The 15,602-nt window shown below is 48.3% G+C and carries 12 protein-coding genes; 7 read left to right on the top strand and 5 right to left on the bottom strand.

The features are described 5' to 3' along the window. Positions 1 to 981: a beta-ketoacyl-ACP synthase III gene (locus tag ACZYR9_RS10650; protein ID WP_488978462.1), complete on the top strand. Its 981-nt coding sequence runs from the start codon at positions 1 to 3 to the stop codon at positions 979 to 981. A 51-nt stretch (positions 982 to 1,032) separates the two neighbouring features. Here ACZYR9_RS10650 and ACZYR9_RS10645 read toward each other — a convergent pair whose 3' ends face one another. The 4 genes from ACZYR9_RS10645 to ACZYR9_RS10630 form a co-directional block, all read right to left on the bottom strand. Beyond that, positions 1,033 to 1,284 carry a DUF1450 domain-containing protein gene (locus ACZYR9_RS10645; RefSeq protein ID WP_488978461.1) on the bottom strand — a complete coding sequence of 84 codons (252 nt, stop codon included), beginning with the start codon at positions 1,282 to 1,284 and terminating at the stop codon, positions 1,033 to 1,035. Positions 1,285 to 1,352: 68 nt separating this feature from the next. Continuing rightward, a complete protein-coding gene (locus tag ACZYR9_RS10640) occupies positions 1,353 to 2,627 on the bottom strand; it encodes a metal-dependent hydrolase family protein (RefSeq protein WP_488978460.1) in 1,275 nt (424 codons plus the stop codon). 120 nt (positions 2,628 to 2,747) lie between these two features. Continuing rightward, a complete protein-coding gene (locus ACZYR9_RS10635; protein WP_488978459.1) occupies positions 2,748 to 3,527 on the bottom strand; it encodes an alpha/beta fold hydrolase in 780 nt (259 codons plus the stop codon). A gap of 194 nt (positions 3,528 to 3,721) precedes the next feature. Beyond that, complete coding sequence (locus ACZYR9_RS10630; protein ID WP_488978458.1) at positions 3,722 to 4,438, bottom strand: FadR/GntR family transcriptional regulator; 717 nt, start codon at positions 4,436 to 4,438, stop codon at positions 3,722 to 3,724. Positions 4,439 to 4,681: 243 nt separating this feature from the next. Here ACZYR9_RS10630 and ACZYR9_RS10625 point away from each other — a divergent pair, with 243 nt between their 5' ends. Then, complete coding sequence (locus ACZYR9_RS10625) at positions 4,682 to 5,587, top strand: fumarylacetoacetate hydrolase family protein (protein WP_488978457.1); 906 nt, start codon at positions 4,682 to 4,684, stop codon at positions 5,585 to 5,587. A gap of 385 nt (positions 5,588 to 5,972) precedes the next feature. Here the strand turns inward: ACZYR9_RS10625 and ACZYR9_RS10620 are convergent, their stop codons facing one another. Further along, entirely contained in the window at positions 5,973 to 8,096 is a 2,124-nt protein-coding gene (locus ACZYR9_RS10620) for a PAS domain S-box protein (protein WP_488978456.1), read from the bottom strand. Between the two features lie 247 nt (positions 8,097 to 8,343). On the opposite strand from ACZYR9_RS10620, the gene ACZYR9_RS10615 reads away from it, so the two are divergent. The 5 genes from ACZYR9_RS10615 (at position 8,344) to pckA (ending at position 15,434) form a co-directional block, all read left to right on the top strand. Next, the gene (locus ACZYR9_RS10615; RefSeq protein WP_488978455.1) at positions 8,344 to 9,495 is read left to right on the top strand and encodes a type III polyketide synthase; all 1,152 of its coding nucleotides are present in this window, start codon (positions 8,344 to 8,346) and stop codon (positions 9,493 to 9,495) included. Then, on the top strand, positions 9,488 to 10,219 hold the full coding sequence (locus ACZYR9_RS10610) for a methyltransferase domain-containing protein (protein ID WP_488978454.1): 732 nt from the start codon (positions 9,488 to 9,490) through the stop codon (positions 10,217 to 10,219). The genes ACZYR9_RS10615 and ACZYR9_RS10610 overlap by 8 nt, the downstream gene beginning before the upstream one ends. Positions 10,220 to 10,221: 2 nt before the next feature. After that, the gene (locus ACZYR9_RS10605) at positions 10,222 to 11,370 is read left to right on the top strand and encodes an NAD(P)/FAD-dependent oxidoreductase (RefSeq protein WP_488978453.1); all 1,149 of its coding nucleotides are present in this window, start codon (positions 10,222 to 10,224) and stop codon (positions 11,368 to 11,370) included. 34 nt (positions 11,371 to 11,404) lie between these two features. After that, on the top strand, positions 11,405 to 13,555 hold the full coding sequence (locus tag ACZYR9_RS10600) for an MMPL family transporter (RefSeq protein WP_488978452.1): 2,151 nt from the start codon (positions 11,405 to 11,407) through the stop codon (positions 13,553 to 13,555). A 304-nt stretch (positions 13,556 to 13,859) separates the two neighbouring features. After that, positions 13,860 to 15,434, top strand: a complete 1,575-nt coding sequence (pckA, locus tag ACZYR9_RS10595; protein ID WP_488978451.1) for a phosphoenolpyruvate carboxykinase (ATP) — start codon at positions 13,860 to 13,862, stop codon at positions 15,432 to 15,434. The last annotated feature ends 168 nt before the right edge of the window (positions 15,435 to 15,602 follow it).

Raw genomic sequence — 15,602 nt, 5'->3', positions numbered from 1 at the left:
ATGTCGAGATCCAGGGTTAGCGGAGTGGGATCTTATGTCCCGGAAAACATATTGACCAATCGTGAGCTGGAGAATATCGTGGATACTTCAGACGAATGGATATTGGAGCGTACCGGCATCTCCGAAAGAAGGATTGCCTCTGCTGAACAGGCGACTTCGGATTTGGCCTTTTTTGCGGCGGCAGCGGCGATCAAGGATGCAGGGCTGAAAGCCTCCGACATCGATCTGATTATCGTGGCTACCGAAACCCCCGATCATCCGTTCCCGCCGGTCGCTTGTCAGATCCAGCACCGGTTAGGGTGCGGCAGCGTTGCAGCGTTCGATGTACATCTTGCCTGCACCGGATTTATTGCCGCATTGCATGTCGCAGAGAAATTCATAAAATCCAAAGCCTGCAGGCATGCTTTGGTGGTCGGCGCCGACACCCTGTCCAGAATTACAGATTACACGGACCGGTCGACTTGTATTTTGTTTTCCGACGGAGCCGGTGCATTTGTGTTGTCTGCCATCGACGATGCCTCTTCAGAGGGCATTATTCATTCGGCGATCCATTCGAACGGGGAATATTTTGATGCGGCGATCGTACCGGGAGGGGGCAGCAGGCACCCTCAGCCGCACAGCGAGGAAACCAAATACAAAATTTTGATGAACGGCAACCGAATTTTCCGGCTTGCTGTGACGCTGATGAGTCAAAGCGTTAAAGAGACGCTGGAGCACAGCGGCTTTACTTTGGATCAGGTGGACTGGGTGATTCCTCATCAGGCCAATCAACGGATTATTGACGCTGTCGGAAGAACCCTGGACGTTCCTCACGAGAAGATGATCAGTACAATCCGATATTACGGAAATAATTCGGCGGCTACGATCCCGCTGGCCATGGATTATTCCGTCAAAACGGGCAAGATTAAGCGCGGAGATCTTATCGCGTTGACCGCTTTCGGCGGCGGGCTGGGGTGGGGATCGTTGTTATTGAGATACTAATGGTGCGGCGGGCATGGGAGCATGACTATTTTGCATCACATGCTGATAAAGCTATTTTGGATCCGGTTGGTCTACTTTTTGTAGAATACACTCGAGGAGCTCGTTCATTTCTTTTGCCACGTACAGTTCATGATTAACCACAATAAGATGTCGTTGTTCGCATATCATGCATAGTTTCATACAGTTGGTTGCTTGCAAAGTATAATCGTGTTTATTGGTTTCCAGCAGGGCCTTGATTTGATCTGTATGCCGTCTCACTTCATTGCGGAAGCAATAATAAAATCGATTGCACAAGTAGACCACATCCTTATTGGAATGATTTCCTAAGACTAGAAGCCATCAAACCTTTGATGGCTTCTTCATGATTCTTATTATGCGCCTTGGACTTGTCTGACTTGAAGCGTGTTCACAATATATGTTCCGTCTTTCATAATTACATTGAGCTTGTCATGATTCTGGAGAATGGAGATATTATCGAGCGGATTACCGTCTACTACCAAAATATCGGCAAGCTTGCCCGCCTCAATCGTTCCGATCTTATCCTCCATCAGCATAATTTGACCACCGTATTTCGTGGCAGAGACAATGGCATCCATCGGCGTCATCCCGACCAGCTTGACAAAGTGCTCGAGATCCCGGGCATAGCCGCCGTGAGGGCACCATTTAAATCCATAGTCGCCGCCCGGCAATACGCGAACCCCGGCTTTGTAAAGCCGATTCATATTCGACAGGGCAATTTCTAATCCTTCCTTGTATCCGGTGGCATCTATAGCTTCCTGGCTGAAATATTGGGCTCCATGCTCCAATGTGGAGACAAGCCAATTCAGTGCAGGCACTACGAATAAACGATCTTTATGTTCAACAAGCATTTCAAACGCTTCATCATTGATGAAATCGGCATGTCCTATAATATCGACCCCGGCTTCTACACAAATCTTCACGGAATCGGATGAACGAGCGTGAGTATACACCCGTTTGCCTCTGGCGTGAGCTTCTTCGACCGCTGCCCGTACTTCCTTCAAAGTATAAAGGGTCATTTCACTTCGAGCATGCGGAGTTAGGCTCTCGCCGCTTACATTCAGCTTAACCAAATCCGCCCCTTCCTTGAGCAAGCTTCTTACGGTTCTGCGCACCGCATCCTCTCCATCAGCAAAAATAGAGAGACCGGAAACATGGACATGATTCGGATGAAGATCGACAAAGCTTCCGGTTGCAGAAATCTCGGCTCCATTGGCCAGCATGCGGGGGCCAATAACCAGCCCCTTATTAATTGCATCCCGCAGAGCAATGTCTACCCGTCCTCTTGCGGCAGCGCTTACACAAGAAGTGAAGCCGCTTTTAATCATCGTTTGAGCGTTTAAATAACAACCAAGCATGGTTTCCTCAAGAGGTTTGAAATCGATATCTTGAATATAGAGGGAGTCTTGCCATGTAAAGTGGGTGTGGGCTTCTGTCATACCGGGCATGATGGTTTTGCCGTCTAATTCAATCACGTCAACATCGTTCGGGTCGTAATGAGGGGGGATCGAAAGGTTAGAACCTACGGAAGTGATTTGATTCCCTTCAATAAGGACATCCATTCCTGCTTGAGCATCTTTTCCTGTACCATCGATCAATAAACCGTTGCGAAGCAATACAGCTTTCATATTTGTAACCCCTTTCATGAAATAAAATAGAATGTGAACGACATTTTATTTTTACAAAAGCCGCGGGCCGTCCAAATCGCAAAGACTATCCCTGGCTTCTGCATTCTAGGGAAACCAATATTAGAGTCTAGACAGGAAGTTGAGAAGATTTTTATTGACCGCATCCGGCATTTCAATCGTTGCCCAATGTCCGCAATTCGATATAATTTCCAAATGCGCGTTAGGGAAACGCTGGTTCATTAGTTTTGACATGGAGATAGGGCTTACCTTGTCCTCGTCACCGACGATAAGCAGTACGGGGGCGTCGACTTTGGAATGCTCGATCGCTTTAGCTTGGGCAAGTGCTCTGCAGGAGGCGGCATAGGCTTCGGGATGATTGCGCAGCAGCAGATCCTTTACCAAACCGATTAAAGTGCTATTCGTATGCTTGGAATAGGAGGAGAAGCCGCCTTCAATAATGGCGTCTGCAACAGCATCCATTCCATTGGTGCGGACCACATCGGAGCGATCGTTAATCCCCTTCCTTGCAGCATCGGAAGGCTCGGTAAGACCTCCTATGAGAGTCAGGCTTTTGACCATGCTTGGATTGGAGACTGCAAAATGTTGTACGATAAGTGTACCCAGCGAATGGCCTACAAAATGTGCCGACTCAATGTTTTCGTATTGCAGCAATTCCTTTAAATCGGCAACCCATAGTTCAATAGAAAACTCGCACTGTGCTAGATCTGTTCGCCCGGACCCGCGCAAATCGTAGGAAAGCGTTCTGTAATACCTGGAGCAAACCGTGGTCTGGCTATTCCAGATATTCAAACTGCCACCCAGGCCATGGACAAAGACAATGACATCACCGGTTCCTTTACTTTCATAGTTAACCTGTAAATCATTAACCTGGCCTAACATATCAAACCTCCTCAAATATAGTAATGTCAGAAATGGTTAATCCAAAATCGAAAATTGGTTGAACCAATATCTAAACCTTATAGTAAACTACGCTTATACTTACGTCAATAAAAAAAATATAAAAAACAAGCTAATGAGCTAGTCATAATAGCTTGTTCTTACGTAATTTTTATGGAAGTCTGCAAAGCTGAAAGTTATTGTTCCAACATATTGCTTCTTACGGTTTTTATATGTTCCAAGGCGACAATTTCCGCTCTGCGGGCATCGCGTTCGGTTATCGCTTGATAAATTTCAAAATGCTGGATACTGTATTTTTTCATTCTCTCCGGATTTAAACTCTTTTCTTTCAATGTACCCCACAGTTTTTCCGAACGAACGTTATTCACGATGTTCATGATGTATAAGAGAAATGAATTCTTGGAGGAAACGGCGATCATATGATGAAATTGGCCGTCCAATTGTTCGAATTGACGAATATCGAAATGGTCTATGGATTGGTTCAGTTGATCCATATTCTGTTTTAATTGCAGAAGCTCTTCTTGCGTGGCCCGAAGTGCCGCCAAATGAGCAAGATAAGGTTCGAAGGCCATTCTAACTTCAAACACTTCAGAAGGACTTGTTTGCTTCGATATTTCAGCGAATAAACCATCCATACTTGAGAAATTTGAGTTTTTTATGAAGGTTCCTTGTCCCACATGGCTTTCAATAACGCCGATGATTTCAAGAGCACGCAATGCTTCCCTGACGGTTGCGCGACTGGTTTGAAATTTTTCGGCCAGTTCACGTTCGGAAGGCAGGCGATTGCCTACTTTTAAAACGCCTTTTTCAATGTGTTCTCTTATCTGATTTGCAATTTCAAGAAAAGCTTTATTTTCACCTACGGGAAAAAAGGCAATATCAAATTCTGTCATTATAAGGTCTCCCCTCATGGTCTTACCAATACGGTTTTCAAACGCATCCGGTGATTTAAATAATTATTAATTATAGCTATAGTATGATCATATCGTCAATTCAGTATTAACCGCAAAACATATGAAATTATATAAAGACGCTTGACTAGAAGCATAGGAATGCTCTAAGATATGGATACATTATTGGTTAGGCCAATTATCGTTGGTTGTTCGACTATGATTAACGACTAGGGAGGATTTATAATGTACTTAACCTCATTTATTCACATCGGGCAATTAAAGTATGGATTTCTCACAGCAGATGGACAATCTGTCGTGGATGCGCAGGCGGCTGAGAAACAGCTTTTTAAGGAAGCTTTATTGCCGAAAAGTTTAATCGAAGTGATCGAATCCGGGGAGGCCTATTCCCGTCTGCAAGAAATCAACCGTCTGACCAAAGATAGCCGGGATCATGGCTTGCCGCTTTCCGAAGTGACGCTTGAAGCCCCTATTCCAACGCCTAGACGAGATATTATTTGCCTTGGTCTTAATTATAGAGAGCATGCTCTGGAGTATACAGACGCTATGGAGGAAGCGAAGAATATTCCTCAGCATCCGATTGTTTTCAGTAAAGCAACGACAGCCGTAATTGGTCCGAACAAGGAAATCAAAAGTCATCCGGATGTAACGAAGCAAATCGATTATGAAGCCGAGCTTGCTATTGTCATCGGAAAGGAGGGCACGAATATTTCAGAAGCCGATGCTTATGACTATATTTTTGGCTATACGGTGATTAACGATGTAACCGCACGTGACTTGCAAAAAAAGCATAGTCAATGGTTTTTGGGGAAAAGCCTGGATACCTTCGGCCCCATGGGACCTTATTTAGTTACCGCTGATGAAATTCCGGTTCCTGTCAAACTGGATATTCAATGTAGAGTCAACGGAGAAGTGCGGCAAAATTCAAATACCGCATATCTCATTTTTGACATTCCTACTATTATTAAAACTCTCTCAAGCGGAATTACGTTAAAACCGGGTGATATTATTGCTACCGGAACCCCGAAAGGCGTAGGTCTTGGGTTTCAGCCGCCAAGATTTTTGAATCCGGGTGATCTTGTAGAAGTGGAGATTGAAAGCATCGGGGTACTAAGTAACGTTGTCTCGTGAAAATAATGTTCTTTGCCCCGCTTTACATAAAAATAAGGAAAGGTGATCGATATGTTGGATACAACACTGCTAGCCGAAATGACCAGCGGATATTCGAATGAGGAACTGCATGCCATCGCAAAGGGTTTTTGTCCGAAATGCTTGCTGTTTAATAACAGGTACCGTATTCTCGAAACCTATCATAGCGAAGAGCGAAGGATGAATATGCATCGGGTAAAATGTAATAACATTGTTAGATGTGATTGGGATGAAAACATACCCGCAGCGCGGGTTGATAATGGATTGGAAGGTTTTTTTGAATCGTAGCTCAATCAATTGCATTTCTATTTGATATTAACGCCCCTCTTGCCGGTATATGCCGACTAGAGGGGCGCTGCTCATATGGTTAAACGTTGGGCAATACGATCTCGATTTGCGTTCCCTTATTCATTTCACTGTAAATATTCATTTTGCCCTTATGAGATTCTATAATTTTGTAGCTGAGCATTAAACCCAGTCCTGTACCTTGCTCCTTGGTGGTATAAAAGGGCTCCCCGATTTTTTTTAACCGGTCTTTAGAGATACCGACCCCCTGGTCGATGAACCTTATGAAAACGGCATCCTGCTCTATAGATTCATGGCAATCAATGGTGATTTCCCCGCCGCGAGGCATGGATTCCACCGCATTTTTTAACATGTTGATAAATACCTGCTTGATCTGGTTCTCATCACAATTAATGGCCACCCGATCATCCTCATAGTGGGCGCGGATATAGACATTATTGATAATGGCTTGCGTATTCATTAAGGAAATGACATGATCGAGAATACTGCTTAATTTGACTTTTTTGAACTCCACGGGGTTCGGTTTGGCCAAATACATGAATTCAGTGACTATCTCATTGATACGGTCCAATTCGGAGATCATGATTTCGTAATAATCTTTGTACGAATCGTTCTTTTCCTTCAACAGCTGCGAGAAGCCTTTAATCGAGGTCAACGGATTTCGTATTTCATGGGCTACACCTGCCGCCATTTGACCAACGAGGTTCAGCTTCTCCGATCTTCGGAGGAGTTCTTCGGCTTGCTTTCTCTCTGTCACATCACGAAATACACTTTGAATGACGGATTCCCCCATGTATTTGTAAATATGGATGGCTGAAGATTCCACCTCGATAATATCTCCGTCTAAACGGATGAGCTTGAACTCGGAAAATCCCGAGCTGTGATCGTTTTTCAGGACCGTTTCCAGTTTTTTGCGCACATGTTCCCGGTCCTGCGGGTGAAATTGCTCGATAAACGAGTGTCCGATTAATTCCAACGGATCCTTTGTGCCGAATAATTTGAGTCCGGCATCATTCACATAAATAATGATATCGTTTTTATGAAGCATGATCGGCTCCGGAGAAAGCTTAAGCAGCCGCTGATACTGCCTGTCCGTTTCTTTTCTTTCCGTAATATCGAGGACCGTCCCGATGAGTGCAGGTCTGCCTCGAAAAAGAGTTAGTGTGGAGTTGCCCTCCAATTCCACATAAGAGCCATTTTTTCGTATTCCCCGAACTTTATAATCCCGATTCTTGGAGCCCTTGACGTTTGATTCTTGACAATAGGTCAATTTCGTCGTCATATAGTCCCGCTCCTCGCGGACGAATAAGTCAATCAAGTCCAGCCTCGTCATTTCGTTTTGACTGTATCCGAAGATGTTGGCGAATACGGGGTTGGCGTAAACGATTTTCCCATCCTGATACAAATACACACCGACCAAGGCGTCTTCCACCAGGCACCGATAGAGCGCTTCGGCCTCCTGCAGGGCTTTTTCCGCACATTTTCTTTGGGTGATGTCCACACAAGAGGCAATGACTTCGACGACGATTCCGTCTCGCTTCATCGGCTTTAATGAGGCCAGATACGTTAACCCGTTCTCTTCTCCTTCATAGATGACATTTTCTTCACCCTGCCAGGCGCGTTCGTAATGCTGCTCCTTTACAACAGCCGTCTCCAGCGGCAAAAATTGCTTCAGCTCCTTTCCCACCACTCTCTCGGGCCCCAGCCCCAAACGATAAATGAGCTCGCCGTCACATAGCGTATGGATGAATCGTCCATCTATTTTTTTGTATTTAAAGCTCATCCCCTGCTGATATCGTATGGTTTCTTTATGCTCTTGCTCAATCTTATCGAGCTTTTCAAAAAAGTCATTCGGGGCGACCTCTTTCAGTACGATGAGATAGGTATGGTGATGTACAAGAGGCAGTGCTTTCATCTGTACAATCACAGGGGTCCCGTCTTTGCGCTGTATCGTCAGGTGATCCTTCTCGATGATGCCGGTTGGGAGCGTCTTTAAATCAAACGCTTGTTGAAAGGGCAACGGGCGTCCTGTCAATTCATCATCTGTCCATCCAAATAGCCTGGAGAAGGGAGGATTGGTTATGCGTACGAGTCCCTGATTATCCAATATACATAGTGCATCAAAAGAATGGGTAAAAAGTGGATCCATTGGAAAAGAAGCATCCGTTATACTTAATGATTCCACAAACGCAACCTCCATATTTTGGATAAATAACCCTAATGAATTATTAATCACCACTATTTCGACACAGCCCATATTTTTCCTTCTAGTATCCTGAAGGTGTTTTAACAAAATGATATACAGCATAGTCTGACGGGTTATATAGGAAGAACGGCATAATGAAACGGAGTTGCGAATAGACATGTGTAAAGCGTGGCTTTGTCCGCGCTTTGCACGATTCCGACACTAAAGCGAAAGGATGAACCAGACCATGGAACAGAGGACTCCAATGATCGCCGTCCTGGGGATCGGTACGTCCGTACCGGCTTTTCGAATGGATCAAGCCGATGTATCCCAAAGGCTTACCGAAGCATTAAAGGAGCATCCCCATTCCGCGCGCTGGGCAAAACGAATATTCAAGCAGTGTGGAGTGGACACACGTTACACTTGTGAGCCTAATCTGCTCGAATCCGCAGCGGCATGCCGTTATTTCCCCGATGCTTCGATTAAAGACGTACCTGCCACTGCCGAGCGTATGCGAATCTATAAGAAAGCGTCTGTGCCCTTGGGGCTGGAGGCGGCCCAAAAAGCTTTATCGGATAGCGGAATGACGGCGTCCGACATCACCCATGTGATCACGGTCAGCTGTACCGGTCAATTTCTTCCGGGGTTGGATGCCGCTTTGGTTCAACAGTTGGGCCTGGCATCTACCGTTAACCGGATTCCCCTGCAATTTCTGGGCTGCGCAGCGGGCTTGAAGGCCATTGGCCTATCGAGGCAAATCATCTTGGGTACTCCGTCCGCCAAAGTGCTCATCGTCTGTGTAGAGCTTTGTACGCTTCATTTTCAGCCCTCAAGCGAAAAGGAGGCGTTATATGGCGCTTCGTTCTTCGGTGACGGGGCTTCCGCTTGTATCGTAGGCCGCCCCGGCGCGGATCATCATGGTATTTTTCAGCTGGGAAGGGAAAGCTCGGCGCTCCTGCCCGAGTCTGCTGATGAGATGGTATGGGAGGTAGGGAATTACGGCTTCGATCTTTATCTTTCCCCGAATATCCCCAGACTGATCGGCAGGTCGATATCTGCGGAGGTAGAGCGATTATTATCGGGAGGGTACAGACCGGAGCTGTGGGCGATTCATCCCGGGGGCCGAGGGATTATTGATTCGCTGCAGGAGGTGTTCGGGCTTGCCGATGAGCAGGTTGACCCCAGCCGCAGCGTACTTCGCCATTATGGAAATTTGTCCTCCGCCACGATTCTTTTCGTGCTTAACGAGATGAGGCAGCGATTGCTGGACCGCCGCTCCGGCCCGGTTAGCGGGATTGCCATAGCGTTTGGTCCCGGGATAACGGCTGAGATGGTGCAAATCACGTATTTTCCGTCTGTTGTCGGGCAGGAACAGCTCATAGGAGATACCCGTGTTTAATCGATTGAAGCAGCGGTCCGCGGAGCCCGAACTAATGGATGACCTTTCCGCAGGGGGAGCTGAGCTTCGTGAAGCATTACGGCATTTGCGAAGGCTTAATCGGATCTTCAGCGCATCGGGACCCACACTCTATGGCGTAAGGAAACTGTGGTCGGAGGCGGGCAAGCCGGGCTGCTTGTCTATCCTGGATATCGGAGCCGGATCGGGAGACATCAACCGCAAGCTTTTGCGATGGGCGGATGCCAACCGGATCAAGCTCAAGATCACTTTAGCGGACATCACCGAGGAGGCTTGTGAAGAAGCGAGGCTGTATTATTGCAGCGAACCTCGGGTTGACGTGCTGCGCAGAGATCTGTTCGCGCTGCCGGAAGCTTGCGCGGACCTGGTGACGGGGTCGCAGTTTATACATCATTTTGCTTCGGACGAGCTGCCCGGGGTTGTCCGAAGCATGCTGAAGGCTTCCCGAATGGGAGTCGTCATCAATGATATTCACAGGCATTGGATCCCCTGGACGGCGGTGTGGCTGACGGCTCGTTTGATTTCAAGCAACCGGTATATTGTACATGATGGTCCCTTGTCCGTGGCCAAAGGTTTCCGTTCAATCGATTGGGAGCTTCTGGGGAAAGCTTTGGATACAGCGGAATTATTCTATGCCTGGAGACCGTTGTTTCGGTATGCGGCCGTCATCCGGAAGGCGGATGTCCAGTTCAACGGACGGAGCTGAGGATGATGAAACGAAACTATGAGGTGGCGGTGCTTGGGGCGGGAATCGCAGGAAGCGGTATGGCCAAGGCATTGGCTGACAGGGGCTGGGAGACGGTGCTGATCGACCGTGATTCCTTCCCTCGTCATAAGGTATGCGGAGAATTTCTATCTCCGGAGTCGCAAAGCACGTTGAATGCCCTTGGTTTGGCTGGATCTGTCGATGCGCTCCATCCCGCAACGATGAGCCGGATCCGCTTGATCCTTAGGCATGGAGAGGTATTGGAAATTCCGCTGCCCGGCAGGGCATTAGGAATCAGCAGGTATGCATTGGATTCTGCGCTGCACCGAGCAGCGTTGAATGCAGGCGTGGAGGTGCGGACCTCAGCCGCGGTCACATCCGTTTCCCGAAGCGACGGGGGATATCGAATTGAGATCAGCAGGGAAGGGGAGAAAACGGCCTGCGAGGCACGTGCTGTGATAGCGGCATGGGGGGCTAATCCCCGGGCGGGGCTTCCGGGCCGTCGCCCAAGTGGACCCGAAAGAAAGATGTATATGGGCGTGAAATCGCACTTTCGGGGGATAGCGATGGAGCCGGCGGTAGAGCTTTATTTATTTCCGGGCGGATATTTGGGACTTGCCCCGGTGGAAGATGGAATCGTCAATGCTGCGGCGCTGCTGAAGCGGGAAGCGTTAATGGATGCAGACAAATCGATTCTGGGGATCATGGCTGCCGCCGCCCGTAGACACCCGAAGCTTCATGAAAAGCTGGCACAAGCCGTACCGGTTCCCGGCACGCAGGCCGCCGTCGCCCCGGTGATTCTCAATCGCAGGCCGGTTGCCTGGGATGCGCTTCCCTGTGTGGGGGACGCTTCATCGATGGTGCCGCCGCTCTGTGGTGACGGCATGTCGATGGCCCTGCGTTCGGCCTTTTTGTGCGCGCCTTTTGCCGACCGCTTTCTTCGCGGAGAGATTCCCCTGACCCGATGGGAGCACGAATATACACTGTCGCTGCAGCGGGAATTTACGGGTCCCCTCAGGTGGGGACGATTTTTTCAATCGGTGTTCGGTATGCCTGTGATCTCGCGTCTTATGCTGGGCTTAGCGCAGCTTGCCCCTCAATTGGCATATGGGATGGTTCAAGCGACCCGGTTGAAAGAAAGCGATTATTAAAGAGCACCCAATCCGCAGGCAGAGGAGCTTGGTTATGGGGTACCGGCAGCTTGCTTTCCTTTCCCTTCGTTATCCCAAAGCGATCATTGCGTTTTGGTTCATGTTTGTCGTCTTTTTCGGGATGTACGCCGCGAAGCTGCCTTCCGTATTGAAGGACCATGGCTTGCTCCCTGACGGAGCCTATGTCAAGGTTTTGCAGATGCTGTCCTCCGACTTTCATATCCCTGAGGATCCGGTCATTCTAGTGTTTGAGAATGAGCATTCTATAGCCCGGGAACCCTTCCGCCTGTTTATTCAACATACCTTGGACCGGCTGCAGGGAATCCGCGGTTTGACCGATGTGATTTCCCCGCTGAACAGCGAAGGGATGCTCAAGAACAATGCCGCCTATGCGCTGCTTGTGTTTGAGCAAAACGCCTATGAAATGAAGCCGGTGCTTGAGGAAATTCATAAACGTCTGCCGAACCACAGCGGCATCTCGGTGAAAATGACAGGGAAATCGGTGGTCCAGGCCGACGTTAATCGAGCCAGCCAAAGTGATTTGAAAAAAGCGGAGCTGATCGGAATTCCGGCCGCATTCCTGATTTTATGGTTTGCATTCGGCGGTGTCGTATCTGCTATGATTCCTGTTATCCTCGGAATGTTTGCCGTTACCGGCACTATGGGGATCATGTACTGGCTGGGGACCCGGATCGAGCTCTCCAACTTTGTATTGAATGTCATCCCCATGGTGGGGCTGGCGCTGAGTATCGATTTTGCGTTGATGATGGTCAGCCGGTATCGGGAGGAATTGGATAGAACCTCGGCTGAGCAGGCGCTGGTAACAACGATGGAAACCGCCGGCAGAGCCGTTTTATTTTCGGCAGCCTGTGTTTTTCTCGGTTTGATGGGGATCTGCTTCATCCGCCTTCCGATGTTTACTACTGTAGCTTTAGGGGCGATGGCGGTAGTCGCGGTCTCGGTCCTGTTAACCGTTACTCTGCTTCCGGCGCTTCTAACGATGTTGGGAGCTATCATCCGATCGGAAAAAAAGTCGGAATCCATTTCCGGGGAAATAAAGCTTTGGCATTCTTTCTCCCGGTTTATTATGAAGAGGCCATTCCGGATGGCGTTCTTGGCCTCCTTTGTGCTCATCAGCTGCCTTATGCCTTTAACCCAAATGAAATTAGCCATTCCGGACGCCGCCTCCTTGCCTCAAGGCTATGATTCGCGTACGGCCGCCGAAACGCTTCAAGCCTACTTCGCCACTCCGTCAACCTCTGAGGTGTACATTGCAGCCCAAGGATTAAAGCCTAACCTGACTCAAGAAGAGTTGTTCAATGCCTATGGCCTGATTCAACGATTGGAAAACGATCCGGACGTGCTGCGGGTGGATTCTGTGTTTTCCCGCCTGCGCATGCCGCCCGAGCAGGTGTTCGACCTGATGCAAAATCCGGTGATCAAAGAAAAGGTTGAACCGGCGCTGAAGCCGTTTGTGAACCGTAATCGAATGCTCATTTATGTAACCCTGCAGGGCAATCCGGCATCGCAGGAAGCGATGGATTGGGTCAGGCGCTGGGAGCAGACGGGGAGCACCGGGAATCTCCGTTTCCTGTTGGGCGGAGAACCGAAGTACCAGCAGGAGGTTTTTGATGAGATTTATGGCAGTATCAAGAAGGTGCTGCTGTTTATATTCATTTCGCAGTTTGTCGTGCTGTTCATTGCGTTCCGTTCGATTCTCATTCCGTTCAAAACGATCCTGATGAATCTTCTGAGCCTGGGAGCATCGTTTGGCATCCTGGTATGGATATTTCAAGAAGGACGATTCGGGATGGAGCCGTACAGCATCGCCATCATGATTCCCGTCTTTATTTTCGGGCTGGCTTTTGGCATCAGTATGGATTACGGGGTTTTCTTATTATCGCGCATATCGGAGGTATACCGGCAAACACAGGATAACGACCGCGCCATTCTGGTAGGGCTGACCTCAACTAGCAGAATTATCACCTCGGCTGCAGCGATCATGATTGCCGTTACCGCGCCCTTCGCATTCGGAGAGGTCGTTGGGGTCAAGCAGCTGGGAATTGGCATCGCAGCCGCAATCTTCATTGATGCGACCCTGATCAGGCTGGTTTTGGTCCCCTCCTTCATGAAATGGCTAGGCAGGCGGAATTGGTGGGCGCCCCGATGGTTTAGGCTTAAATAAGCCCGAAGATACTTGCTTCGAAGGCTCAGGCTACAATATGTACACTGCCATTTGACTGATGGATGCCAGGGAGCACCAGCAGGATAAATGGCTTTTTGTGTGTTTTGAACGAAGCTAGCGAACGGATAGCTACAGGTATCATTAATCAGAAGATTGCTCTCTATGGATTCTGAATAGAGTGTTATATTTGACGGAATTGTGTAAAAAAGCAACTAAAAATTGTGTAATAGATAAATTTATATTGTGTACTATACATTGATTGATGTACACTATATAAAAGCGAACCAAAGGAGGCAGTTACAGTATGGTCTTGGATATTAAGACAGTTCAACAGCAGCATGCTAAGAACTCACATCATAACTTGTCCGTATCAAAATTAGTTGAAACGGCTTTGCAGAGAAAGGAAGGAGTACTGGCTTCCTCCGGAGCATTGCGGGCATTGACGGGAAAATATACCGGCCGCTCCCCTAAGGATAAATTTGTGGTGCAGGAACCGTCTGTGATGGACCATATTGCTTGGGGCGCCGTAAATCAGCCTATCTCACAGCTTCAGTTCGAGAAGCTGTATCAAAAAGCGCAAGAATATATGGCACAACGGGAGCTGTTTATATTTGACGGCTTTGCAGGGGCGGATTCGGATTACAGGCTTCCGATTCGGGTAATCAATGAGTACGCTTGGCATAATTTATTTGTCCGCCAGCTCTTTGTACGTCCGACACAAGAAGAACTGAAGACGCATCAGCCGGAATTTACCGTGATCGCCCTTCCGGGGTTGAAGGCCGATCCTGCCGTTGACGGCACACATTCTGAAACCTTCATCTGCGTATCGTTTGAAAAGAAAGTGGTCCTGATCGGCGGCACCGAGTATGCCGGCGAGATGAAAAAATCGATATTCACCGTATTGAACTACCTCCTTCCGTTCCAAGGGGTTATGCCGATGCATTGTTCAGCCAACGTTGGAGAGGATGGCGACACCGCTCTGTTCTTTGGACTGTCAGGTACAGGGAAAACGACGCTTTCTGCCGATCCGAACCGCCGTTTAATCGGAGACGATGAGCATGGCTGGTCGGATCAGGGCGTGTTTAACTTTGAAGGCGGATGCTATGCCAAATGCATAGGCCTCTCGGAAGAAAAGGAACCGCAAATTTGGAATGCCATACGTTACGGATCGGTGTTGGAAAATGTGGTTTTGGATGCGGACACCGGAGTGGCCGATTACAACGACAATCAGATTACTGAAAATACGCGCGCGGCATACCCTGTCGATTATATTCCCGGCGCACTGATTCCGGGGGTTGCCGGCCATCCAGACGTGATTATTTTCTTGACGGCCGATGCGTTTGGCGTCCTGCCGCCAATTTCCAAGCTGACAAAGGAACAGGCGATGTATCACTTCTTGTCGGGATACACCTCGAAGCTGGCAGGAACGGAGAGAGGGGTTACGGAACCGGAAGCGACGTTCTCTACCTGCTTTGGAGCACCTTTTCTTCCTTTGCGTCCAAGCGTGTATGCGGAAATGCTCGGGAAAAAAATCGAGGAGCACAACGCAAGAGTATACTTGGTTAATACCGGTTGGTCCGGCGGACCTTACGGCGTAGGAAAACGGATGAATCTTGCTTATACCCGTGCAATGGTGACGGCTGCGATCAATGGCAGCATTGAACAAACGACATTTGTTGCCGACCCGATCTTTGGCGTGCTTTGCCCTGAGTCCGTCCCGGGTGTTCCAAGTGAAGTGCTGGTGCCCCGAAACACATGGGAGGATAAAGCGGCGTATGAAGCGAAAGCGGCGGAATTGGCTGAACGCTTCATCCAAAATTTCGAGAAATTCTCTGATTTGAGCGAGGAAATTATTTCGGCAGGTCCTCGGAAAAAGTAATAAGCATGTTACAAAAACTGTGCTGCATTAGCCGCACAGTTTTTTGTAGTACTTGTAACGGAATGTATGTTCACTATTATTGGCAACAGGAGAAAGTAAGCAGGTTTTTGGTTTTAAATATTCTGGAAAATAATAGTTGGTTTATTGTATAATGTAAAATATTATACA

The sequence above is a fragment of the Paenibacillus sp. F024 genome (assembly GCF_057814255.1).
Note: the sequence above shows the minus strand (reverse complement) of the source record. Positions and strands in the feature narration are given on the sequence as shown.